The following is a 20,488-nucleotide window of genomic DNA, read 5'->3' as shown; positions in this document are numbered from 1 at the left end:
TGTGACCGGTCGTGGCTAGTGGGTAGCTTTTTGCGTTCGTGGTGTGGTTGGTTGTGTGATGGGCGAAGCGCCACCAGGTCGGTGTGGGTTCGAGATGTTGGCGGCGGACGTCCACTCACACGAGATACTCGACTCGGATTCGCTTCGTGAGGCGGTCGAGTCGAATCGTGTCGCCGTCTGTCGTCGCGAAACTGTCGACGGCAGCGAGCGGTGTCGCTGGCACACGGACGAGCTTGGTGAGTCGGGTGGTGAGGTTCTGGAGGTAGATCACGACAGACCGCTCGTTCTCGACGGTGCCGAGCTATCCGGGTTCGAGTTTCGAGACGAGCAATCGTTGGGTGAGGCGCGGCTACGGTTCGCCGACCTCTCGACGGCTGATCTCTCGGGTGTCGACCTCTCGGGTGTCGACCTCTCTGGGGCAGACCTACTCGGTGCCGACCTCTCGAAGGCGAATCTCGATTTCGCCGACCTCTCGGGTGCAGATTTACCCGAAGCGAACCTTTCGGAGGCGAACCTTTCGAGTGCCAACCTCTCGGATGTAGGTCTACTCGGTGCCGACCTCTCTGAGGCGAATCTCGAGTTTCTCGATCTGTCAAACAAGGACCTTTCGAATGCCAATCTCTCGAGGGCGTTCCTCCCCAATACCGACCTCTCGGAGGCAGACCTCACTGGTGCCGACCTCTCTGAGGCAGACCTTTTCGATGCCGACCTCCCGGAGGCAGACCTCACTGGTGCCGACCTCTCGGAGGCAGACCTCGCTCGTGCCGACCTCTCGGAGGTAGACCTCGCCCGTGCCGACCTCTCGGAGGTAGACCTCGCCCGTGCCGACCTCTCGGAGGCAGACCTTTCCAGTGCCGACCTCTCGGAGGCGGACCTCGCTCGTGCCGACCTCTCGGAGGTGGACCTCGCCCGTGCCGACCTCTCGGAGGCAGACCTCGCTCGTGCCGACCTCTCGGGGGCACTCCTCCGTAAGGTCGATCTCTCGGGAGCAGATCTCAGCTATGGGGATCTGTCAGCGGTGCAGGCAGCCGACGCGGAACTGCGAGACGCGACACTCGAACGCGCCGACCTCTCGAAAGCCGACATATTCGACGCCGACCTCACCGGCGCAGCACTCTACGGTGCGATTCTCGCCGACATCCGCCTGAACGCAAATACAAAGTTCGGCGATCACTACACCGGCGAGAACGACACCATCGAGAGAGCGACGTGGACACTCCGGCAGATCGAACAGCTCTCTCGCGAGAGCGCGCTTCCCGAACGAGTCACCGAGGCCGTCGTCGAACGGAAGACCCGCCGCCGGAGACACCACTGGAAAGAAGGCAACTACCTCTCGTGGCTCAGGAACGCCGGCTTCGGCCTACTCACGAAGTACGGCGAGAGTCCGGGTCGCGTCGTCGGGCTCTCCATCGGGACCATCCTCGTCAGCGCGGGCCTGTTCCAGCACACCGGCATCCGTGACACGACGAGCGGCGGCGAGGTCATCAGTTTCGCGCTCCAGAACACCACTGCAGCGAACCTCGTCGGCAAGAGCCTCTACCTCTCGACGGTCACGTTCACGATCCTCGGCTACGGCGACCTCCAGCCGGTCGGCCGCGGACAACTCGTCGCCACCGTCGAGTCGTTCTTCGGCGCGCTCCTGATGGCACTGCTCGTGTTCGTCCTCGGACGGCGCGCGACGCGATGATCGACAGTTCTCGGACACTCAACTCCCCGAACCGGTCGTCCCGAGATCCCACTGTGGCGCGCTCTCTGCTCTGATCCGCGCGACGGCCGCTCGGAGGTCGTCTTCGGTGTGCCACGTCTCACACCGTCCGCTCGCCTCGAACTGTCGGAAGACCGAGAGGTGGACCCAACTGTACGTCGGAGCGTCCGCGTCTCGGTCGGCGAGTTCCTCCTCGAGAAACACCGTCAACTCGTGTTCGCTCACGTCGATTCCCCGACTCCGAGCCGTCTGGAGTAGTCCGCGGAGTTCGGTCTTCTTCTCGTCCTCGTCGAGGTCGGCCGCGAACGCGACGTGGCGTGCAACCGAGAACACGTCTGCTCGATCCTGGATGTCGTCGCTCTCTCTCCCGTAGTAGTCACGAGGCAACAGTGTCGTCTGCTCGAAACACGACTCACCCGTGAGCAGTCCGAGTTCGACCGCCTCGCCACCGGAGTCCTTCTCGTAGATGCCGACGTTCCGGTCGGCGAACGCCGTCAAGAGGTGGAACTTCACGAGAAACGCCAACGGGTCCGGCCCGATCTCCGCGACCGTGAGACCGAGTTCCGGCGTGTCTCCGAGGACCACCGCAGTGACGCTCACCGGTTTCGACAGTTCGTACTGCGCGAGTCGCAAGGACTCGTGGTAGCGTCCTCTGTAACTCCCGAAGACGAGATAGGAGGTGACAGCGGGGCTGTGAAGTTGGGGAAGTTCCTCGTCCACCCACGTCCGGATCGTCGTGTAGTCCTCGACGGGGAGCGAGATGTCTCGGAGTGCCCGCGACAGTGCCTCGGAGACACGTCTGCGACGTGTAGAATCGACCATACTGTGACGATATCAGTAACGGAGCGCAAGAGTGTTTCGACCACGACGGATTCGAGCCAGAGAATCGTCGTGGTCTGTCCGGAATGCTTACCCGACACCCGTGCGTACGGACGGGCAACGATGAGTCGCTCTGAGACAGCCACCGGATCGGAGGGTCACGCGGAGACGCCCTCGGTCGCGGACGTCTTCGACCTCGACGACAGCGTCCCGTACGAGACCGAGCGCACGGTCCAGCGGTATCTCTCACAGGAGACGCGACACAACGTTCTGCAAGTTCTCCTCGGCCACCCGTCGAACCTCGCGTCCACGACCGAGATCGCGTACTACGTCCCGCGCAGTCGCTCCGCGATCAGCGAGCAACTCGCCAACCTCGCGGACCACGAGATTCTGACCCAGTACCACCACGAGCCGAACGAGGACTCGCGTGACGTGCCGGCGGACTTCTGGGGGTTCACCGCCTTCGGTGTCTCGCTGCTGACCGAGTACAACTACCTCCGCGGAGTAGCTGTCCTCCGTGCCGTCCACGACGCGACACACAAGACCGAGACGGTCGGCCGCCACGAGAACGCACCACGGCCTACGCTCCCGTCGACGGTTCGGAAAGCACTCGGCCACGATGGATCGGAGATAGACACCGATTCCTCGGCCGATCTGACGGCCGTGACCGACGAGGGCACGACACTCAGAGAACTCCGCGAGGAGACGTTCTACGCCGACGCGGCCCCTGCGGACCCGAGCGTTCTGAACGAGGACGCAGACGGCGACAGGACGCTCGACGAACTGTTCTGACGTGTCGGCGCGCTCTCGATGGCACTGCTCGTGTTTGTTCTCGGAGGGCGCACGACGCGGTGACCCAACGGCTACGACCACACGGCGGCGTCACCGTCGAACGTCTCGATCTCGCGGTCGTTCGTCACGATGCCGTCCGCGTCGAGCGTCTCGTGTGCGGCGACGAGGACGGCGTCGTGGATCGAGTAGTAGTCGAACAGCCGGTCGAGTCGGAGGAGGACGGCCCGGTCGACGGGTGTCGAGTCGACGGGGCCGTCCAACAGTGTCCGTACGGCCTCTCGTCCGGTGAGTGACGGTGTCGTGCCCGCGATCTCGTCGCGTCGCGTGAACGTGTCGGCGACCTCGGCCAACTGGACGGGCGTGGCGAGGAGACTGTCGAGACCCCGTCGTGCGCGGTCGAACACTCCCGCGACACGGGCGGGCTCGGCACCGATCAGTCGACGGTTCATCGCGACGGCGTCGGCGACGTACGTCGCCATCTACTCACCAGCCCCGTCCCAGTCCGTCTCGCGCTTCCGGCGGAGGCGTTCGTTCGCGTTGGTCACCCACTCCTCTCGATCCTCGATCGGGACGTCGTCCGCGTAGGCGACACCCTTCGCCGTCGGCGTGGCCCGACGGACACGGACCGTCTCCCCGTCGATGCGCCACCGGATCTCGTCGCCCGGTTCGAGGGCCAAACACTCGCGGACCGGCGCAGGGATCGCCGTCTCGCCGTCACTGGAGAGTTCCGTGACGACGGGGTCGTCGTTCTCGACTCGGTCACTCATACCTCGCCGTTGCCTCGGAATCGGTGAAAAACCCTCGTCCGGGTGCCGTCCACACGTCGACACCTACCTACCCGAACCGCTCGAACGGCTGTTGACACTCGTTACAGAAGTGCATCGACCGACACGACGAGGGACCCTGCGGGTGGTCGCGTTCCGTCTCCGTCGAGCCGCAGTACGGACACTCTGCACCCGCGGTCTCGCCGCTGGTCTCGGTACTCGGGTCGGCGTCGTCGGTCGGCGCGCTGGGGGTCTCTGAATCACTCATACTCACACACTCAGTCCGAAGTCGCGCAGTGCCGAGCGACCCCGTTCGGTCACCATGTTCACGTTCCACTCCGGGGAGTACCGCAGGCGGACCTCGGCGTCGTCGACCTCCGAGGCGGTCTCTGCGGCACACTCCACGTCGTTCAGGAGCATGTCGCGAGCCGGACACCCGGAGTAGGTGAGTGTCATCTCGACCTCGGCAGTGCCACTCTCGGGGTCCACCTCGACGCCGTAGATCAGTCCGAGATCGACGATGCTGACGGGCATCTCCGGGTCCTCCACCTCGCGGAGGGCGTCCCAGATCTCGGCTTCGACACCCTCGGCACCTGCGCCGGTCTTCGGGTAGTCCGCGGGCGACTCCCCGTCCTCGTACTCGGTGTAGGCGCACGCCTCCGAGTCTATCGGTGCGTTCGTCGGCACGTCACACCCCCTCGCTGGAGAGCGTCGCCGGCTCGTCCGGGTCGATCTCGCCGTACGTCGCGGTGAACTCCGCCTGGAGGTCGAACCACGCGTCGGTGTGAGTGCCGTCACGACCGCGCGCCTCTGGCAGGTCGGTGTCCTCCGGATCGGGCACGTCGAGCCCCAGCGACTCCAGTCGCGGGATCACGGTGTCGAGCCACTCCTCGCGCATGTCGGCGGTCGACTCCGTGCGGAACCCCGCGTCGAGGATCGTCTCCTCGTGCTCGCTGGGTGCGAACAGCGAGAGCGCGTGCGGGAACAGGTCGTCGACGGCCCGCTGGAGTCGCTCGTGGGACTCGCCGCCGCCGGCGAGTCGGTCCAGCCAGTTCTCGGCGTGTTCGCGGTGGTACTCCTCCTCGTCGAGCGCCTTGCCGACGCGGTCCGCGAGCGGGGCGTAACTCGTGTCGATCAACGCCTCCAGTCGGATGCGCTCGGCCACGTCGTAGAGGTACCCCCGGAGGATCGCGTTCCCCCAGCCGCCGTCCGGGAACGGCCGCTCGACGAGTGTCGAGTGAGTCCAGTCGTCGGCGTCGCGCTCCCAGATACACTCGGCCTCCGTGTAGCCGAGTTCCTGCAGGAGGTCGTACCAGAGCCGTGCGTGCCCGAACTCGTCTTGGGCGACGTTGGCGAGGGCGAGGTCCGACTCCAGTGTCGGCGCGTAGATCTGCCACTCCGTCGCGCGCTCGGCGTGGACGAACTCGTCGTCTGCGAGGCGGAACAGCAGTGTCTCCAGCGCGGTCTGCTGTTCGTCCGTCAGGTCCTCGCGGTCGAGTCCGGCGGCGGTCACGACTGGGCCTCCGAGCGTTTCTCCGCGGCCTCGCGCTGTTCCTCCTCGCTGTCGGCGACCTCCTCGGCGAAGGAGGCGTCGATGTCGTTGTACGTCATCGCCCAGCGGTAGGACTTGTCGGTGGTACCGCCGAAGCTGGTGTCCTCGGCGTCGACCTCACCGATCTCCTCCTGCGGGACGACCCACAGCGAGTTCGTCTGCATCCGGCGGGCGTGCTGGATCTGGGCGAACTGCTTCGCCATCTCCCGGTCCGGCGCGTGGACGTTGCCGACGTGCTGGTGGTAGTCGCCCGGTTCCTCCTGTCTGAACACTTCCCAGATCATGTGTGGTCTCTCAGTCGGCCGCCTGCGGCGTGGTTCCGCCCGACGCCTCCCAGTCGTCCATCGACTGGCGCACCCACTCGACGGCCTCCTGGCGCCGCCGTCGGGTGCCGATCTGTTCGTGACTCCCCTCGTAGTCGTTCTTCGAGATCGTCCAGAACTCGTCCCAGTCGAGGTCGTCCTCGCGGATCGCCATCGTCCCGTCGTCACGCTCGAAGATGCGCGGGTACTCCGGGATCTCCAGGCCGTACTTCTCCGCCTTCGGGACGTACATGTTGAGGAACGAGTTGCGGAGTTCGTCGTTCGTCGCCGTCTTCAGACCCACGTCCTGCGCGAAGTCGTTGTGGTGCGACTCGTCGTTCGTCGGCCCGAAGAACTGGAGGATGCGCGGCCACCACGTCTCGAACGTCTCCTGGACGCGCTCTCGGGTCGCCTTCGAGGAGGTCATCAGCTCCTTGAGGATCGACTCGCCGTGCTTGACGTGGAACCCCTCCTCGAAACACACCTTGTCCATCGCGTGGGCGTACGGGGTCCAGGAGGTGGTCTTCAGCGTGGCCTGTCGGCGCATCGCCCCGCCGTCGACGAAGAAGTCGATCATCGGGGCCTCGTACCAGGAGTCGACCGGGTAGTGGAAACAGTTGAGGAACTTCCCCTCGCCGTTGGCGAGTTCGTCCAGCATCTCCTCGCGGGTCTTCACGCCCAGCGTCTCGGCGGCGCGGTACAGCAGCTGCGCGTGGCCGATCTCGTCTTGGACCTTCGCCGTACACGCCAGTTTCCGGTCGAGCGACGGCGCGTGGCGGGTGAACTGCTTGTCGAGGTACCCACCCATCACCTCGCTGTTGGCGTGGAACTGGATCATCCGCGTGGCCGCGCGGCGGTACTCCTCGGGCATGTCGTCGGCCGGCCCGAACTCGCGTGGCCCGGCACGCTCCTTGACCGTCTCGATGTCCATACCTACCGTCAGGAACTACCGTGACGTAGGGATTGGCCCGTCTGTAGCCGGGGTTTATGTATCCTCGACGCGAGTGTTGCCGCGTGATCGACGAGTGTCTGGTCGTGGAGGTGGGCGTGACGGGCGACGGTTGTCCGCTCGCGGACGCCGCGACCGCCCACGAGGCGACCGTGACCGCGGAGCCGCCGGCGCTGCGTCGCGACGGCAACGCGCTCGTCAGGTGTTCCGCGCCGGCCGAGGCGGACGTGGCGGCGACGCTGGACGCCGACGACAGGGTCCGGTACCTCCACCGCGCCGACGCGGGTGACCGCGCCGTCTACCGCTGTCTCTCCTTGGCACCGTGTGTGGTCCACGACCTCGTCGACGTTGGGTTCATGCCCGAGACACTCACCTACGAGCCAGACGGGGCACGCTTCGCCGGGGCGGTCGTCGGGCGCGAGGTGCTCCAGGGTGTGATGGCGGCCGCCGGCGACCGCGTCGGCGTGAGTCTGGAACGGGTCTACCCGCTGGGACCGGACACCGAGGAGAGCGCCGGGCGGTTCGACCTGACCCCGGCACAGGAGGCGGCGATCCGCACGGCTCACGCGATGGGGTACTTCGGCGTGCCGAAGGCCGTCACCGCCGCGGAGGTGGCCGCCGAGTTGGGGGTCGGCAAGACCGCCTTCCTCGAACGCCTCCGCCGGGGACAGGCGGCGCTGTTCGAACAGTTGTTCGGGTGATCGAGACGGAGCGTTCGGACGATCGAGACGGAGCGTTCGGACGACCGAGACGAGCCGTCCGAGAGATCAGGACGCGTCCCGGATCGCCTCGAGCGCCTCGGGGTTCTCCATCGAGGAGAGGTCGCCGGGGTCCTCGCCCTCGTGGACCGAGGCGATGGCGCGGCGGATGATCTTCCCCGACTGCGTCTTCGGGAAGGCGTCGACGAACAACACCTCGCGCGGACGGAACGGCTTGCCGTGTTCCTCGCCGACAAGTTCCGTCAGCTCCGCACGCAGGTCGTCGTCGCCGGTGACGCCCGGCTCCGTGACGACGTAGGCGACGACCGCGGTGCCGGTGGTGTCGTCCGGCACCCCGACCGCCGCCGCGCGGTTCACATCCGGGTGGTCGATCAACACGCCCTCGATCTCCGCCGGGCCGATCTTCCGGCCGGCGACGTTCAGGGCGTCGTCGGCCCGCCCGTGGAGGAACCAGAACCCGTCGGCGTCCTTCTGGGCCCAGTCGCCGTGGTCCCACAGGTCCGGCCACGTCGACCAGTACTCCTCGAGGTACCGCTCGTCGCCCGACCACAGCGACTTCGTCGTCGAGGGACAGGAGTCGCGCGCGACGAGGAACCCACGCTCGCCCGTCTCCGCCACCGACTCCCCGTCGGCGTCCACGATGTCGACGTCCATCCCGAGCCCCGGCGAGCCGAGCGTACACGGCTTCAGCGGCTGGTCCGGCATCGGCATGAGGAAACAGCCACAGATCTCCGTCCCGCCGGAGATGTTGACGATCGGACACTCCCCGCCGCCGACGTGCTCGTAGAACCACCGCCAGGACTCGGGGTCCCACGGCTCGCCGGTCGACCCCAGGATCCGCAGCGAGGAGAGGTCGTGGTCCGCGAGCCACTCGTCACCCCGCTCGCGCAGCGCCCGGATCGCCGTCGGCGAGATCCCGAACTGCGTCAGGTCGTGGCGGTCGATCATCTCCCAGAAGCGGTCGGGCTGCGGGTGGTCCGGGGCACCCTCGTACATGAACACGGTGCCGCCGAACGTGTGGTTGCCGATCAGCGTCCACGGCCCCATCATCCACCCGATATCGGAGACCCAGAAGAACCGGTCCGACGGCTTCTGGTCGAACCCGAAGTGGAGCTCCTTCGCACACTGCATCTGTACGCCCGCGTGGGTGTGGACGATCCCCTTCGGCTCCCCCGTCGTCCCCGAGGAGTACAGCAGCATCGACTCCTGGTCGGAGGAGAGTGACCGCGTCTCGTAGTCGTCGTCCGCGGCGGCGACGCTGTCGGCCCACCAGGTGTCGCGGTCGTGGTGCCACGGGATCGGGAGGTCCTCGTCGGTGTCTGCGTCGGCGTCCCCGCTCGACCCGAGGCGGTCGTAGACGACGGTGTGTTCGACGTGGCCGGCCTCGGCGATCGCCTCGTCGGCGGTCCCCTTCAGCGTCACCTCGCTGCCGCGGCGGTAGAAGCCGTCGGCGGTGAACAACACGGAACACTCCGAGTCGGCGATCCGCGTCGCGGTCGCCTCCGTGCCGAACCCGGAGAAGATCGGCACCGCGATCGCGCCCACCTTGAAACAGCCGTAGAGGATCGAGATCACCTCCGGCACCATCGGCATGTACAGCCCGACGGTGTCACCCGTCTCGACACCCACCGAGTCGAGGTAGTTCGCGACGCGGTTCGTCTGTCGGTGGAGGTCGTGGTAGGTGACGTGGCGCTCGTCGCCGGGTTCCCCCTCCCAGATGCAGGCCATCTTGTTGCGACGCTCGCTGTCGCGGGCGGCGTGGCGGTCGAGCACGTTGTGCGCGAGGTTGAGTTCCCCGCCGGGGTACCACCGCGAGAACTGGGGGCCGTCCGTGTCGTCGCGGACGGTGTCGTAGTCCTCGTAGAAGTCGATCCCGAGGTAGTCGACGAGTTCGTCCCAGAACCACTCGACGCCGGAGTCCGGGTCCCCGTCGAGGTCCGTCGTCGTGCGCTCGATCAGCGCCTCGTGGTCCGGGATGTCGTACTCTCGCATGAACTGCCGGACGTTCGTCGCCTCGGCGAACGCCGGGTCCGGTTCGTGGACCACCTCCTCCGTGCCGGTGTCTGTCGACGCCATCTCTGCTCGTCGGTTCCACCCGGCGGGGCAAGTAGCTTTCCGGATCGCGCCGCTCTCCGGCGGTCTCGTCGAGATCGGTACTCGAATTCGAGTTTCTCGTCGCCTCTCGACCGGGGAGGCACCTCGTGGCGGAGCGAGCGTGTGAGCGGCCGGCGCCAGTTCGGGTCACCCGCTCGGTTGGCGTCGTCAGTTCACGTCGATGGTGGTGCCCTCGACGGTCTCGCTCTCGAGTGTCGGGAGCGTCACCGTCAGGACGCCGTGCTCGTACTCGGCGGTCGTCTCGGCCTCGACCACGTCCTCGGGGAGTCGGAGTCGCCGCTCGACGGAGCGGGCGTGGCGCTCGCGGCGGTGGACCTGGACGGACTCGTCGTCGACGGCCGTCTCCGTCTCGTCGCTCGCCTCGGCAGTGATCGTCAACTCCCGGTCGACCAGCGACACGTCGATGTCCTCGCTCGTGAAGCCGGGGAGGTCGGCGACGACGACGATCTCGCCGTCGCGCGAGAGCACGTCGACGTTCACGCCGCCGCGGCCGCGCGGCTCGAATCCCTCGCCGATGTTGGCGAGTTCGCGGTTCATCCGCTCGAACACCTGCTCGATGTCGTCGATCGGGTTCCGTCGGGACATACCCGAACGTACGTCGGACGAGCTAATCAATGTGTCCCCTAGCGTGGGACAGGATAGCTCGCGGCGCGCGAGCACGGCGCTCGGTGGTCCAGCGGAGTCATCTCTCGTGCCGTTCGGCGTTGCAATTGGCCGTGAGACACTGGCGAGAGAGAAGTCGACAGAAGGTCAGATCGCACGGGTCGGCGACTGGGGCACAGCGGGTCGGCGTCCGGACTCGACCGAGACGCGGCCTGGAGTTACAGCAGTTCGGCGCCGTGGAGCGCGTCCTCGGCGTCGGCGTCCTCGTGGACCACCGCGGAGACGGCGCGGGTGATCGCCTCGGGGTCGTCGTGTTGGAAGATCGACCGCCCCATCGAGACACCCGCCGCACCGGCGTCCATCGCGCCGCGGACCGCCTCCAGCGTCGCGCGGTCGCCCGACGGCGACCCACCGGCGATGACCACCGGCAGCGCCGTCGACTCACAGACGTGTTCGAACGTCTCCGGGTCGCCCGAGTAGGCGGTCTTCACCACGTCCGCGCCGACCTCCTCGGCCAGCCGGACTGCGTGGCCCAGGTACTCGGGGTCGTGTTCGGGGTCCTCGCCGGTCAGGTTCGCGCCGCGGGCGTACGCCATCGCCAGCGTCGGCACGCCGTAGCCGGCCGCCTCGCTCGTCAACTCCGAGAGGAACTTGAGCTGCTCGCGCTCGTAGTCGGAGCCGACGTTGATGTGCATCGACACCGCGTCCGCGCCCGCACGGATGGCGTCGACGACCGTCCCGGTCTGGCGCTTGTCGTTGCTGTCCGGCCCGATGGCCGTCGAGGCGTTCAGGTGCGCGACGTACCCCGCACCGTTCGCGTTGCCGTGGACCCGCGGCGCGATCCCGCGCTGGGTCAACACGGCGTCGGCACCGCCGCGCGTGACGGCGTCGATCGTCCCCTCGATGTCCTTCAAGCCCGTCACGGCACCGAGCGTGATCCCGTGGTCCATCGGGACGATCAGGTACCGCCCGTCCGTGGAGATCCGGTCCAGTCGTGCGTCGAGTCCGGCGTGTGTCACAGTGTCTCTCCGTCGTGCGAGCGACCGGAAGTTCCTTGCGGACGAGTCGGCCTCAAGATCCTTCGGGTCGCGGCACGCGTCGCTCGTAGCCACGACGCGCCCCCGTCTTCAGTTCCCGTGCCAACTCCTCGAGGTCGGCCGCGACCGCCGCCGTCGACCGGTCGCGCTCGTGGCCGTCGGCGACGATCTCGACCAGCGCGGAGCCGACGATGATCCCGTCGGCGCCCGCCTCGATCACGTCCGCCGCCTTCTCGCCGCCGTCGATCCCGAACCCGACCGCCTTCGGCAGGTCGTACTCTGCGAGTCGCTCCAGCGACTCGGCGGTGCGGTCGGCGGCACCCACGTCCGTCCCCGTCACACCCAGTCGCGCCTGGACGTAGAGGTAGCCCGACGACACGTCGACGAGTCGCTCCAGTCGCTCGTCCTCCGTCGTCGGCGCGACGATCGAAATCAAGTCCAGCCCGAACTCGTCGCACGCCTCCCGCAGCGGCCCCGCCTCCTCGGCCGGCAGGTCCGGCACGACGAACCCGGAGATCCCGGCCTCGGCGGCCCGCTCGACGAACGGCCGCGGGCGCCGTTCGCCCTCGTCGACCTCGCCGTACTGGTACAGCAGGTTGTAGTAGGTCATACAGACGAGCGGCACGTCCACGTCGAGGTCCTCGACGAACTCGAAGAACCGTTCTGGCGTCATCCCGGCGTCCAGTGCCCGGACGATCGCCTCCTGGATCGTCGGGCCCTCCGCGATCGGCTCCGAGAACGGTAAGCCGAGTTCGATCGCGTCGGCACCGCCCTCCGCGAGCGCCTCGACGTACGCCTGCGAGGCCTCGTAGCTCGGGTCCCCGACCGCGAGGTACGGGACGAACGCCGGGTCGTCGGCCGCGAACGCCGTCGCGAGGTCACTCCCCGACATCACATCCCTCCGGAGAACTCGCCCATGTCCGGCGCGTTCGACAGGTCGCGCTGTTCCGTCTCCTCCAGCGCCGCCGCGAGGTCCTTGTCCCCGCGCCCGGAGACGTTGACGACGACCACGTCACCCAGGTCGTCGTGGTGTTCCTCCAGGTAGCCGAACGCGTGGGCGGTCTCCAACGCCGGGATGATTCCCTCCCGCTGGGAGAGGCGGTGGAACCCTTCGAGGGCGGCGTCGTCGTCGACGTTCACCGGCTGGACGCGCCCCTCGTCGACGAGGTGGGCCAACTCCGGCCCGACGCCGGCGTAGTCCAACCCCGAGGAGACGGAGTGGCTCTCGACGATCTGGCCGTCGCCGTCCTGCAGCAGTTTCGTCCGCGCGCCGTGGAGGACACCCTCCGTCCCCGTCGACAGCGACGCCGAGTTGGGGGCGACACCCTCCTCCTCGTCGACCGCCAGCGAAGAGCCGCCCGCCTCGACGGCGTACAGCCCCACGTCCTCGTCGTCGACGAAGTGGTGGAAAGTGCCCATCGTGTTCGAGCCGCCGCCGGCACACGCCAACACCGCGTCGGGCAACTGGCCCGCTCGCTCGTGGAGTTGTGCCCGCGCCTCCTCGGAGATCAACGCGTGGAAGTCCCGCACCATCGTCGGGAACGGGTGCGGGCCGACGATGGAGCCGATCACGTAGTGGGTCTCCTCGACCGTCGTCGCCCAGTCGCGCATCGTCTCGGAGATGGCCTCCTTCAGCGTCCCGCGGCCGGTCGTCACCGGCACGACCTCCGCGCCGTTGAGCTTCATCCGGAAGACGTTGGGCCGCTGGCGCGTGATGTCGCGTTCGCCCATGTAGATCTCACAGGGCATGTCGAGGTGGGCCGCCGCCATCGCCGTCGCGGTGCCGTGTTGGCCCGCGCCGGTCTCGGCGATGATCCGCTCTTTGCCCATGTACTTCGCCAGCAACACCTGGCCGAGGGCGTTGTTCAGCTTGTGGGCGCCGCCGTGGAGCAGGTCCTCGCGTTTGAGGTACACGTCCGTGTCGTACCGCGCCGAGAGGTTCTCGGCGTACTGCAGCGGGGTCGGCCGGCCGCCGAAGTCCTCGATGCGGCGCCGGAACTCGTCGACGAACCCGTCCTCGTTGTTCAGGACGTACCGCTCGTAGGCGTCTTCGAGTTCGCGGATCGCCGGCATCAGCGCCTCGGGGACGTACTGACCGCCGTACGGGCCGAACTTCCCGTCCGCGCTCGACCGGCCGGGTTCGATCCCGTCGCCGTCGATCCCGCTGGGACCGGTCCGTTCGGCGTCGCTCATCGGTCCACCTCCGTCGCGTCCGTGGTGTCGGTCGTCACGTCCGTCTCCTGGGACTCCGCCGTCGTAAATCGCCGGGTGTTCGTCGCGACCCGCTCGGCGACGCTCTCTGTCTTCTCACCGGCGTCGAGGTCACTCTCCTCGCCGGAGGCGACGCCCGCTTCGTCGTCTCCGACGACGCCGTCTTCGTTGCCGGAGGCGACACCCTCCATGATCGCGGAGCCGATCAGGAGTCCGTCGGCGCCGGCCGCCCGCATCCGGCGGGCGTCGGCGGCCGTGGCGAGCCCGCTCTCCGCGAGCAGAGTCACGTCGTCGGGTGCCGCCGGCGCGACGCGCTCGAACGTCTCCAGGTCGACCTCCAGCCGCGCGAGGTCGCGGTTGTTGACCCCGATCACGCGGGCGCCGGCGTCGACGGCCGCCTCGAGTTCCGCCTCGGAGTGGACCTCGACGAGCGGCTCCATTCCGCGGTCGCGGACGGCCGCGACCATCGTCGAGAGGTCGTCGGCACCGTGGCCCGCCGCGTCCGGCTCCGGGCCGAGGAACCGCGCGATCAACAACACCAGATCCGCCGCGACGATGTCCAGTTGCGCCTCGCGCAACAGGAAGTCCTTCCGGAGCACCGGCACGTCGACGGCCTCGCGGACGGCCGCCAGCGCCGCCGCCGATCCGCCGAAGTGGTCCGGCTCGGTCAACACGGAGATCGCCGTCGCACCGCCGGCGACCATCCCCTCGGCCAGCGTCGCCGGGTCGGCGACGCGCTCGCCGTCCGTGGTCGGACTGGTCGGTTTCACCTCCGCGACGACCGGGACCCGGCCGTCCGCCTCCGCCGCCGCGACCGCGTCCGGGAACGACCGTGCGTCCGCCGCGACGCGCTCGTCCGCCGTCCCGCGGTCGGCCGCCGCGTCGAGGATCGACGCGACCGCCGGCGCGAGCTCCCCTGTCGTGTTCATCCGTGTACACCGATGGGCGTATCTGTACAAAAGCGTTGTGTCGAGCGGGCAGCGGTGCGGTCGCGGTGGAGTCCCAGGGAGTCGGCGCGGTCGCGGTGTAGGCTCGAGGGGTCGGTGCGGTCGCGGTCGGGTGCGCCGCCAGAAGCGTCGCGCCGGTGAGAACGTCGCTTCAACGGAGACAGACCGCTCCGACCCCGCGTCACTTCACGCTGTACTCGTCGTCGCGCACGTCGACCGTGTCGTCGTCCGTCCGCTCGTCGTCGGCGTCGTCGAAGGGACCGCCGTCGCCGCCGAAGGGACCGCCGGAGTCGCCGCTCCCGCCGAACGGGCCGCCGCCGTCCGTCCCGACGCCACCGAGACCGCCGTCCTCGCGGTCGCCGCCGCCCGGGAAGCCGCCGACGTAGACGTTCCCGGTGGCGAAGCCGCCGGTCTGCTCGTCGAGGTACGGCACCACGACGTACCGCTTCAGCGCCTCGCGAGCCGGGTACCGCGTCGGTGGGAGCGCGAACAGGAACCCGAGCACGTCCGTCACGAGCCCCGGCGTGAGCAGGAACGCCCCCGCGGCGATCAGGAACGCCCCGTCCAGCAACTGGTCGGTGGGTGGCTCCCCGCGCCCGACCGCACGGCGGAGTTTCCGGAGAGTGTGGCGTCCCTCCGCGCGGACGAGGAGCATCCCGAGGAGTCCGGTCAACACCACCAGGAGGACGGTCGTGACGCCGCCGATCTCGCCGGCGACGAACACGAGCAGGGTGGCGTCGACGAGCGGCACCAACAACAGCGCCGCGAGCACGTACCGCCATCTGACCATACACCACGGTTCTCGCCGACGCGTATAGCCCTTTTCCAGCGTCTCTCCGCCGGGTGACGTGAGAGAACGCGCAGCGTCTCTCCGTCGGCGGACACGAGAGAACGCGAGGTTTACGCGCCCGGCACACGGAGTGTGGGTGTGACCGACGACGCGACACGCGACGACGAGCCGGTCGACACCTCGCACGTCGAGTGGCACGAGTGGGGTGCGGAGCCGTTCGAGATCGCCGAGCGCACGGGCCGCCCGGTGCTGTTGTTCCTGACGGCGACGTGGTGTGACGACTGCCACCAGATGCTCGCCGAGACGTTCGGCGAGCCGCGCACCGCCGCCAACGTCGACGACGGATTCGTCCCCGTGAAGGTGGACGTGGACCGCCAGCCGCGGGTCCGCGAGCGGTACAACATGGGTGGGTTTCCGTCGACCGTCTTCTGTACCCCCGACGGCGAGGTCCTCACCGGCGCGACGTACCTCGCACCCGACGGGTTCCGTGGTATCCTCGACAAGGTCCGCGAGCGCTGGGACGCACAGGGGACCGCCGCCGGGCGAGTGCCGCGCGCGCTCGCCGGCAACGACACCCCGTCCGGGGAGTTGTCCGAGGCCATCCCGCGGCACTTCGCCGGCCAACTCGACCGGCAGTGGGACGAGGAGTTCGCCGGGTGGGGGACGGACGCGAAGTTCCCGCTGCCGGACACGGTCGCGTTCGCACTCAAGCGCGACCGCCAGCGCGCGGTGGCGACGCTGGACGCGATCCGGCGACACCTCCAGGGCCCCGACGGCGGCTTCTACCGCTACGCCGCCGGCCGCGACTGGAGCGGCGTCCACCGCGAGCGCCTGCTCGTCGACGACGCCGCACTGCTGCGGACGTTCGCACACGGCTACCTCTACACCGGCGAGGAGGCGTACCACACTGCCGCCGACCGCGCCGCCGGGTTCCTACGCGACCAGTTGCGCGTCGGGGACGCCTTCGGCGGCAGCGTCGGGCCGGACGGGGACCGCCGGGACCTGACGGCGTACGCCGACGGCAACGCGCTCGCGGCCGACGCACTGCTGTGGCTGGCGGCGTACACCGACGACGACGAGGCGCGTGAGGACGCACGTGGCGCACTGCGGTACCTCCGCGAGACGCTGATCGGGACGGGGGCGGACACCGAGACGGGGAGAGACACCGAGACGGCCGGGCGAGTGCGACACTTCGACGCCGACGACGCGCCGGTCGACCTGTTGTCGGACGCCGGCCGGGTCGTCCGGGCGTTCACCACCGCCGCGCAGGTGCTCGGCGAGGGTGTCGACGTGGCCGCGGCCGTCGCAGACCGCGCCGTCGCGGAGTTGGGCGACGAGGACGGGTTCCGCGACGGCCCCGCCGCGGGTGTCGGGTTGCTCGACCGGCCGTTGCGACCCATCGACGGGACGGTCGCGCTCGCGGAGGGGCTGCTCGATCTGGCGGCACTGACGGGCGCGGACCGGTACCGCGACCGCGCCGAGCGCGGACTGGCGGCGTTCGCCGACGCGACCGAGCGGATGGGGCCGCAGGTGGCTGGGTACGGGGCCGCCGTCGATCGCTGTCTCTCGGAGCCGTTGGTCGTCGCGGTCGGCGACGGCGTCGGCTCGGACCTCCACCGCGCCGCGCTCCGCGTCGCGGACCACGAGAAGGTGGTCGTCCCCGACGCCGACGACGCCCCCGACGGAGCCGCGGTGATTCGGGGCCGGGATGTCGCCCCCGCGGAGACGCCGGACGAGCTGTTGGAGCGGATCGGCGAGGCAACCTCGTAGTCGGAAACTTACAGTACTACCGTCGTCGTCTAGTTTCTTTGCCTGGTCCGACAACAGTTTCCGACAGAAAGAAATATTTGTGCGACCGCCACACCGTTCTCACGTGCCGTACTTCGGCGACGCCTCTGGAGATTTGAGAGGAGTGATCCACGGGAACTGCGAGGTGTACGTCGCCGGCGTCGTGGCGGGAGAGACGAACGAGTGCCGGAGGTACGCCAAGCGCACGGTGGACGACGTTCGAGACGTTCCGGAGGCGAGGTGGAACGATCTCTTCCAGGAGCAGAAGCGTCGACTGTTCGGGCGCCTCGCCGACTCTCGGCTGGAGTTCGGCGTCGCGACGGTGACATCTCACGGACTCCACCAGTTGGCCGACGCACACCTGTTGTACGACGGTCGTTTCGACCTCGAGTGGGACCTGGCACTGCGCGCACGGGCCTACACAGAACTCGTTCGACGGCTGGACGATCACACCGAGGCGACACGAGATACACTGACGTTCGACCGGGTCGCGTCGGCGAGGCAGTCGGAGGCGATTCGGGAGCGTATCGAGGAACTCTCGTCGACACTCTCCGCGGAGTTCCGTGGCTCACGGCAGGAGAAGGAGGTACAGACCGCCGACTGTCTCGCCGGTGCTGCCGCAGCGGATCACAAGCGAGACGCCGGATGGTTGGATCGCCTCGGCTCCGAACGCGTCGTTCGGTGTGGTGGGCACGTACTGGACGAGTTCGAGTTGCGACTGCACGTGTACGAAGTCGAGCCGTGATCGGGCTCCCACCCGCCAGCCCGTAACCACGTTCGTCGTCGAGAGGGTCGAACGTAGCCGGACGAGGTGATTTTCTCACCTGTGCGAGGTCATCTCCCTCTCACGGCCTTACCGACACGGTAACATCGTGTTTCGGTGTACAAGTACTTTCCCCCGAAACACGGATCGAAACACGCCAGGGGACACAGGGGACCGGCGGATGTGGTCCAGACACCGAACCCCGAACGCTGAAATCCTCGCGGGCCCCAACGGCGGTATGGTCACTGTCACGGACTTCCTCGTCGAACTCGCCGCGAGTGTCGCCGAGATGGCGATCACGATCGGCACGGAGGTGGCGCTGCGGGACCCGCTGTCTTTCGTCTCCGTCGTCGCTGGCACGGCGTTCCTGGTCGTGTCGACGGGCGTGTTGGGCTACGTCGCACTCGGCGCGTTGCTCCAGCCACTCGGACTCTCGTTGCCGAGTCCCGGTCGCGGAACGCGCGAGGCGGAGGGGCGAATCCCGACCGGCTACCCGAACCCGGAGGCGGGCTCCGAGACCGCCGGCGCCGGGGCCGCGAAGCAGGACGAGCGGTGAGCGGTCGACCCTGGCGCTCGACGCGTCGGCGTCGCTGGTTCCGTCGCGGTGTCGTGTAGACGGAGGAGCGAACTCGGTTCTCGCGGTCGATCACTCACTCCACGATACTGTCCGGCGCGGCCTCGGCGGCCAACTCGACGGCGGCGTCGAGGTCCGGCCCCAGCGGCGAACCGACGACGAGCGAGTCGGCCGACTCGAGCATCGCCGCGATCCGGTCGGCGACGGTCTCGGGCGTGCCGGCCGCACAGAAGGCGTCGATCATCGCCGGGGTCACGGTCGCGAACGCCTCGGAGAACTCCCCGGCGGCGATCAGGTCGCCGACCTCGCTCGCCGTCTCGTGGTCGATCCCGTGTCTGTCGAGCACCGGCGGCGGGGAGCCGGCGGCGACGAACGCCACCGGCGGGCGTGCCGCCTCGCGGGCCGCGGCCGCGTCGTAGGCGACGCTGACGGAGGCGTACGCCGCGAGGTCGAAGTCGGCGGCCGTCTTCCCGTCGGCTCGTCCGATCCCCTCGTCGACGCGATCGCGAGCCCACGCGAGGTCCGCCGGGTGCGAACCGTTGAACAGCAATCCGTCGGCTCGCTTGCCCGCCATCCGGCACATGTGTGGCCCCTCGCCGCCGACGTACACCGGGACGGACGCTCCCTGTGGCGGCGTGTAGTTCAACCCCGCGTCGTCGGCGTCGAACGTGTCGCCGCCGTCGACGCGCTCGCCGGCCCACAGGTCGCGGGCCGTCTCGAACGCCTCCAGAACGGGCCGGAGTCCGCGGTCGTCCGCCAGACCGAGGTTCCGGAGCGTCGACGGGTCGCCGGGGCCGAGCCCGAACACCGCGCGCCCGTCGGACAGCTCGTCCAGCGTCGCCACCTCGCTGGCGAGTGTCACCGGGTGACTCTCGAACGGGTTGGCGACGCCCGGGCCGAGTCGCACGTCGTCGGTCGCCGTCGCGAGCCGCGCGAGCACGGCGGTGGCGTCGCGGTTGTTGTAGTGGTGCGAGACGAACACGCTGTCGTAGCCGGCCGCCTCGGCGGTCTCTCCGAGGTCGACGACGCGGTCGGGCGGGTGCTCCGGCGTGAGTTCGATCCCGAGCATCCTACCCCTCGAACTCCCACTCGCGGACGGCCTGACGGACGAAGTCCCCGGACACGTCGCGGAAGTGTGCGTCGCTCTCGTCGTGGTCGCCCCACTCGAACCCGCGGACGACGACCACCGGTGTCCCGCTTGCCCCCTCGCCGGCGACGAGGTTCGCCGCGGCCGCGAGTTCGTCGATCGCGTTCTCGACGGTGACGCCCAGCTCCCGACCGTTCCGGTCCCGCTCGCCGCGGTAGTCGCGGCCCGGCGCGATCCCGTCCCACCCGATCGCGACGCCGCGTTGGCCGTGTCGGAACGGGCGTCCGGAGGTGTCCGTGACGATCACGCGCTCGGCGGGCAGTTCGGCGCGGATCCGCGCCGCCGACTCGGAGGGGCGTCGCGGGAGCAACAACAGATCCGCGTCCGGGACGTTCGAGCGGTCGATGCCGGCGTTGACGCCGACGTGGCCGAACCGCGACTCAGTGAGCAGGAACGGCGACTCCATCAGTACCTCCGTCGACTCCTCGAGGACCGCCTGTGCGAACCGCGGGTCCTTCTCGTCGCCGGTCGTCTCCTCCAAGTTCGTGGCGATCTCGCGGGCCCGCGGGCCTGCCGGGAACGACGAGAGATCCGCCGTGCGGTCCTCGGCCTTCGAGACGACGGTCGAGGCGACGACCACCACGTCGTCGGGCCGGAGGTCGACCCGCTCGCGGATCAGCGCCGCGAGGTCGTCGCCCGGCCGAACCTCGGGGAGGTCCGGGACTGCGAACAGTTCCATACACGCCCGTGAGGCCCCGCGAGGAAAACGACCCCGGTGTCGACACGTCTCTCCGGGGTGTCCGGGAGCCGGCTGGCGGTCGACGGAGACACGGATCGGCGAGGAGCGACGGGACGGTGAGGTGGATCGGCGAGGAGCGACAGGACGGTGAGGTGGATCGGCGAGGAGCGACGAGGCGGCGGCACGGTCCGGCGAGGGGCGACGAGGCGGAGACACCGACCGCCTCGCACCC

At 68.7% G+C, this 20,488-nt stretch carries 23 protein-coding genes; 6 read left to right on the top strand and 17 right to left on the bottom strand.

Annotated elements, in window-relative coordinates; all coding sequences use genetic code 11:
* Nucleotides 1-58 precede the first annotated feature (58 nt).
* Complete coding sequence (locus RYH80_RS11845) at nt 59-1,687, top strand: pentapeptide repeat-containing protein (RefSeq protein ID WP_370904080.1); 1,629 nt, start codon at nt 59-61, stop codon at nt 1,685-1,687.
* Nucleotides 1,688-1,705: 18 nt separating this feature from the next.
* Here RYH80_RS11845 and RYH80_RS11840 read toward each other — a convergent pair whose 3' ends face one another.
* Nucleotides 1,706-2,527, bottom strand: coding sequence for a DUF8170 family protein (locus RYH80_RS11840; protein ID WP_370904079.1), 822 nt, complete (start codon nt 2,525-2,527; stop codon nt 1,706-1,708).
* Nucleotides 2,528-2,647: 120 nt separating this feature from the next.
* Here RYH80_RS11840 and RYH80_RS11835 point away from each other — a divergent pair, with 120 nt between their 5' ends.
* Complete coding sequence (locus RYH80_RS11835; RefSeq protein WP_370904078.1) at nt 2,648-3,316, top strand: hypothetical protein; 669 nt, start codon at nt 2,648-2,650, stop codon at nt 3,314-3,316.
* Between the two features lie 71 nt (nt 3,317-3,387).
* On the opposite strand, the gene RYH80_RS11830 is transcribed toward RYH80_RS11835, so the two are convergent.
* The 7 genes from RYH80_RS11830 to RYH80_RS11800 form a co-directional block, all read right to left on the bottom strand.
* A complete protein-coding gene (locus tag RYH80_RS11830) occupies nt 3,388-3,795 on the bottom strand; it encodes a hypothetical protein (protein ID WP_370904077.1) in 408 nt (135 codons plus the stop codon).
* Nucleotides 3,796-4,083, bottom strand: a complete 288-nt coding sequence (locus RYH80_RS11825) for an AbrB/MazE/SpoVT family DNA-binding domain-containing protein (RefSeq protein ID WP_370904076.1) — start codon at nt 4,081-4,083, stop codon at nt 3,796-3,798. It lies immediately after the preceding gene.
* Between the two features lie 67 nt (nt 4,084-4,150).
* On the bottom strand, nt 4,151-4,348 hold the full coding sequence (gene paaE / locus RYH80_RS11820) for a 1,2-phenylacetyl-CoA epoxidase subunit PaaE (protein WP_370904075.1): 198 nt from the start codon (nt 4,346-4,348) through the stop codon (nt 4,151-4,153).
* Nucleotides 4,349-4,350: 2 nt separating this feature from the next.
* Complete coding sequence (gene paaD, locus RYH80_RS11815) at nt 4,351-4,767, bottom strand: 1,2-phenylacetyl-CoA epoxidase subunit PaaD (RefSeq protein WP_370904074.1); 417 nt, start codon at nt 4,765-4,767, stop codon at nt 4,351-4,353.
* A 1-nt stretch (nt 4,768) separates the two neighbouring features.
* The gene (gene paaC, locus RYH80_RS11810; protein WP_370904073.1) at nt 4,769-5,593 is read right to left on the bottom strand and encodes a 1,2-phenylacetyl-CoA epoxidase subunit PaaC; all 825 of its coding nucleotides are present in this window, start codon (nt 5,591-5,593) and stop codon (nt 4,769-4,771) included.
* Entirely contained in the window at nt 5,590-5,916 is a 327-nt protein-coding gene (gene paaB, locus RYH80_RS11805; RefSeq protein ID WP_370904072.1) for a 1,2-phenylacetyl-CoA epoxidase subunit PaaB, read from the bottom strand. Before paaB ends, paaC begins: the two co-directional genes overlap by 4 nt.
* Nucleotides 5,917-5,926: 10 nt before the next feature.
* Nucleotides 5,927-6,865, bottom strand: a complete 939-nt coding sequence (locus tag RYH80_RS11800; protein ID WP_370904071.1) for a Phenylacetic acid catabolic protein — start codon at nt 6,863-6,865, stop codon at nt 5,927-5,929.
* A gap of 83 nt (nt 6,866-6,948) precedes the next feature.
* Here RYH80_RS11800 and RYH80_RS11795 point away from each other — a divergent pair, with 83 nt between their 5' ends.
* Complete coding sequence (locus tag RYH80_RS11795) at nt 6,949-7,584, top strand: helix-turn-helix domain-containing protein (RefSeq protein WP_370904070.1); 636 nt, start codon at nt 6,949-6,951, stop codon at nt 7,582-7,584.
* 66 nt (nt 7,585-7,650) lie between these two features.
* Here the strand turns inward: RYH80_RS11795 and RYH80_RS11790 are convergent, their stop codons facing one another.
* From RYH80_RS11790 to RYH80_RS11760, 7 genes are all read right to left on the bottom strand, one after another.
* On the bottom strand, nt 7,651-9,678 hold the full coding sequence (locus RYH80_RS11790) for an AMP-binding protein (RefSeq protein ID WP_370904069.1): 2,028 nt from the start codon (nt 9,676-9,678) through the stop codon (nt 7,651-7,653).
* A 186-nt stretch (nt 9,679-9,864) separates the two neighbouring features.
* A complete protein-coding gene (locus RYH80_RS11785; RefSeq protein ID WP_370904068.1) occupies nt 9,865-10,302 on the bottom strand; it encodes an Hsp20/alpha crystallin family protein in 438 nt (145 codons plus the stop codon).
* 236 nt (nt 10,303-10,538) lie between these two features.
* A complete protein-coding gene (locus RYH80_RS11780) occupies nt 10,539-11,339 on the bottom strand; it encodes a 2-amino-3,7-dideoxy-D-threo-hept-6-ulosonate synthase (RefSeq protein ID WP_370904067.1) in 801 nt (266 codons plus the stop codon).
* 52 nt (nt 11,340-11,391) lie between these two features.
* On the bottom strand, nt 11,392-12,249 hold the full coding sequence (gene trpA, locus RYH80_RS11775; RefSeq protein ID WP_370904066.1) for a tryptophan synthase subunit alpha: 858 nt from the start codon (nt 12,247-12,249) through the stop codon (nt 11,392-11,394).
* On the bottom strand, nt 12,249-13,430 hold the full coding sequence (gene trpB / locus RYH80_RS11770; RefSeq protein WP_370904709.1) for a tryptophan synthase subunit beta: 1,182 nt from the start codon (nt 13,428-13,430) through the stop codon (nt 12,249-12,251). Before trpB ends, trpA begins: the two co-directional genes overlap by 1 nt.
* Before the next feature lie 116 nt (nt 13,431-13,546).
* Nucleotides 13,547-14,497 carry an indole-3-glycerol phosphate synthase gene (gene trpC, locus RYH80_RS11765; protein ID WP_370904065.1) on the bottom strand — a complete coding sequence of 317 codons (951 nt, stop codon included), beginning with the start codon at nt 14,495-14,497 and terminating at the stop codon, nt 13,547-13,549.
* Nucleotides 14,498-14,696: 199 nt separating this feature from the next.
* A complete protein-coding gene (locus RYH80_RS11760) occupies nt 14,697-15,305 on the bottom strand; it encodes an FxsA family protein (protein ID WP_370904064.1) in 609 nt (202 codons plus the stop codon).
* A gap of 138 nt (nt 15,306-15,443) precedes the next feature.
* Here RYH80_RS11760 and RYH80_RS11755 point away from each other — a divergent pair, with 138 nt between their 5' ends.
* The 3 genes from RYH80_RS11755 to RYH80_RS11745 all read left to right on the top strand — a co-directional run bounded on the left by RYH80_RS11755 (nt 15,444) and on the right by RYH80_RS11745 (nt 18,412).
* Nucleotides 15,444-17,075 (top strand): DUF255 domain-containing protein, encoded by a 1,632-nt coding sequence (locus RYH80_RS11755; RefSeq protein ID WP_370904063.1) that lies wholly within the window; start codon nt 15,444-15,446, stop codon nt 17,073-17,075.
* Between the two features lie 103 nt (nt 17,076-17,178).
* Nucleotides 17,179-17,838, top strand: a complete 660-nt coding sequence (locus RYH80_RS11750) for a hypothetical protein (protein ID WP_370904062.1) — start codon at nt 17,179-17,181, stop codon at nt 17,836-17,838.
* A gap of 256 nt (nt 17,839-18,094) precedes the next feature.
* A complete protein-coding gene (locus RYH80_RS11745) occupies nt 18,095-18,412 on the top strand; it encodes a DUF8024 family protein (RefSeq protein WP_370904061.1) in 318 nt (105 codons plus the stop codon).
* Between the two features lie 94 nt (nt 18,413-18,506).
* Here RYH80_RS11745 and RYH80_RS11740 read toward each other — a convergent pair whose 3' ends face one another.
* Both RYH80_RS11740 and RYH80_RS11735 read right to left on the bottom strand, forming a co-directional pair.
* Nucleotides 18,507-19,499, bottom strand: a complete 993-nt coding sequence (locus tag RYH80_RS11740) for a 5,10-methylenetetrahydromethanopterin reductase (protein ID WP_370904060.1) — start codon at nt 19,497-19,499, stop codon at nt 18,507-18,509.
* Between the two features lies 1 nt (nt 19,500).
* Nucleotides 19,501-20,256 (bottom strand): coenzyme F420-0:L-glutamate ligase, encoded by a 756-nt coding sequence (locus RYH80_RS11735; protein ID WP_370904059.1) that lies wholly within the window; start codon nt 20,254-20,256, stop codon nt 19,501-19,503.
* Between the last annotated feature and the right edge of the window lie 232 nt (nt 20,257-20,488).

It is taken from the genome of Halobaculum sp. MBLA0147, assembly GCF_041361345.1.
In the GTDB taxonomy this organism is placed as follows: domain Archaea; phylum Halobacteriota; class Halobacteria; order Halobacteriales; family Haloferacaceae; genus JAHENP01.
The sequence above is the reverse complement of the archived record's forward strand: the minus strand, read 5'-3'. Positions and strand labels throughout refer to the sequence as shown.

Excerpts from the sequence above, each read along its gene's own strand:
- RYH80_RS11845 (WP_370904080.1), top strand. The coding sequence starts at position 59 with ATGGGCGAAGCGCCACCAGGTCGGTGTGGGTTCGAGATGTTGGCGGCG.
- RYH80_RS11840 (WP_370904079.1), bottom strand. The coding sequence starts at position 2,527 with ATGGTCGATTCTACACGTCGCAGACGTGTCTCCGAGGCACTGTCGCGG.
- RYH80_RS11835 (WP_370904078.1), top strand. The coding sequence starts at position 2,648 with ATGAGTCGCTCTGAGACAGCCACCGGATCGGAGGGTCACGCGGAGACG.
- RYH80_RS11830 (WP_370904077.1), bottom strand. The coding sequence starts at position 3,795 with ATGGCGACGTACGTCGCCGACGCCGTCGCGATGAACCGTCGACTGATC.
- RYH80_RS11825 (WP_370904076.1), bottom strand. The coding sequence starts at position 4,083 with ATGAGTGACCGAGTCGAGAACGACGACCCCGTCGTCACGGAACTCTCC.
- paaE (WP_370904075.1), bottom strand. The coding sequence starts at position 4,348 with ATGAGTGATTCAGAGACCCCCAGCGCGCCGACCGACGACGCCGACCCG.
- paaB (WP_370904072.1), bottom strand. The coding sequence starts at position 5,916 with ATGATCTGGGAAGTGTTCAGACAGGAGGAACCGGGCGACTACCACCAG.
- RYH80_RS11800 (WP_370904071.1), bottom strand. The coding sequence starts at position 6,865 with ATGGACATCGAGACGGTCAAGGAGCGTGCCGGGCCACGCGAGTTCGGG.
- RYH80_RS11790 (WP_370904069.1), bottom strand. The coding sequence starts at position 9,678 with ATGGCGTCGACAGACACCGGCACGGAGGAGGTGGTCCACGAACCGGAC.
- RYH80_RS11785 (WP_370904068.1), bottom strand. The coding sequence starts at position 10,302 with ATGTCCCGACGGAACCCGATCGACGACATCGAGCAGGTGTTCGAGCGG.
- trpA (WP_370904066.1), bottom strand. The coding sequence starts at position 12,249 with ATGTCGGGGAGTGACCTCGCGACGGCGTTCGCGGCCGACGACCCGGCG.
- trpB (WP_370904709.1), bottom strand. The coding sequence starts at position 13,430 with ATGCCGGCGATCCGCGAACTCGAAGACGCCTACGAGCGGTACGTCCTG.
- trpC (WP_370904065.1), bottom strand. The coding sequence starts at position 14,497 with ATGAACACGACAGGGGAGCTCGCGCCGGCGGTCGCGTCGATCCTCGAC.
- RYH80_RS11760 (WP_370904064.1), bottom strand. The coding sequence starts at position 15,305 with ATGGTCAGATGGCGGTACGTGCTCGCGGCGCTGTTGTTGGTGCCGCTC.
- RYH80_RS11745 (WP_370904061.1), top strand. The coding sequence starts at position 18,095 with ATGGTCACTGTCACGGACTTCCTCGTCGAACTCGCCGCGAGTGTCGCC.
- RYH80_RS11740 (WP_370904060.1), bottom strand. The coding sequence starts at position 19,499 with ATGCTCGGGATCGAACTCACGCCGGAGCACCCGCCCGACCGCGTCGTC.
- RYH80_RS11735 (WP_370904059.1), bottom strand. The coding sequence starts at position 20,256 with ATGGAACTGTTCGCAGTCCCGGACCTCCCCGAGGTTCGGCCGGGCGAC.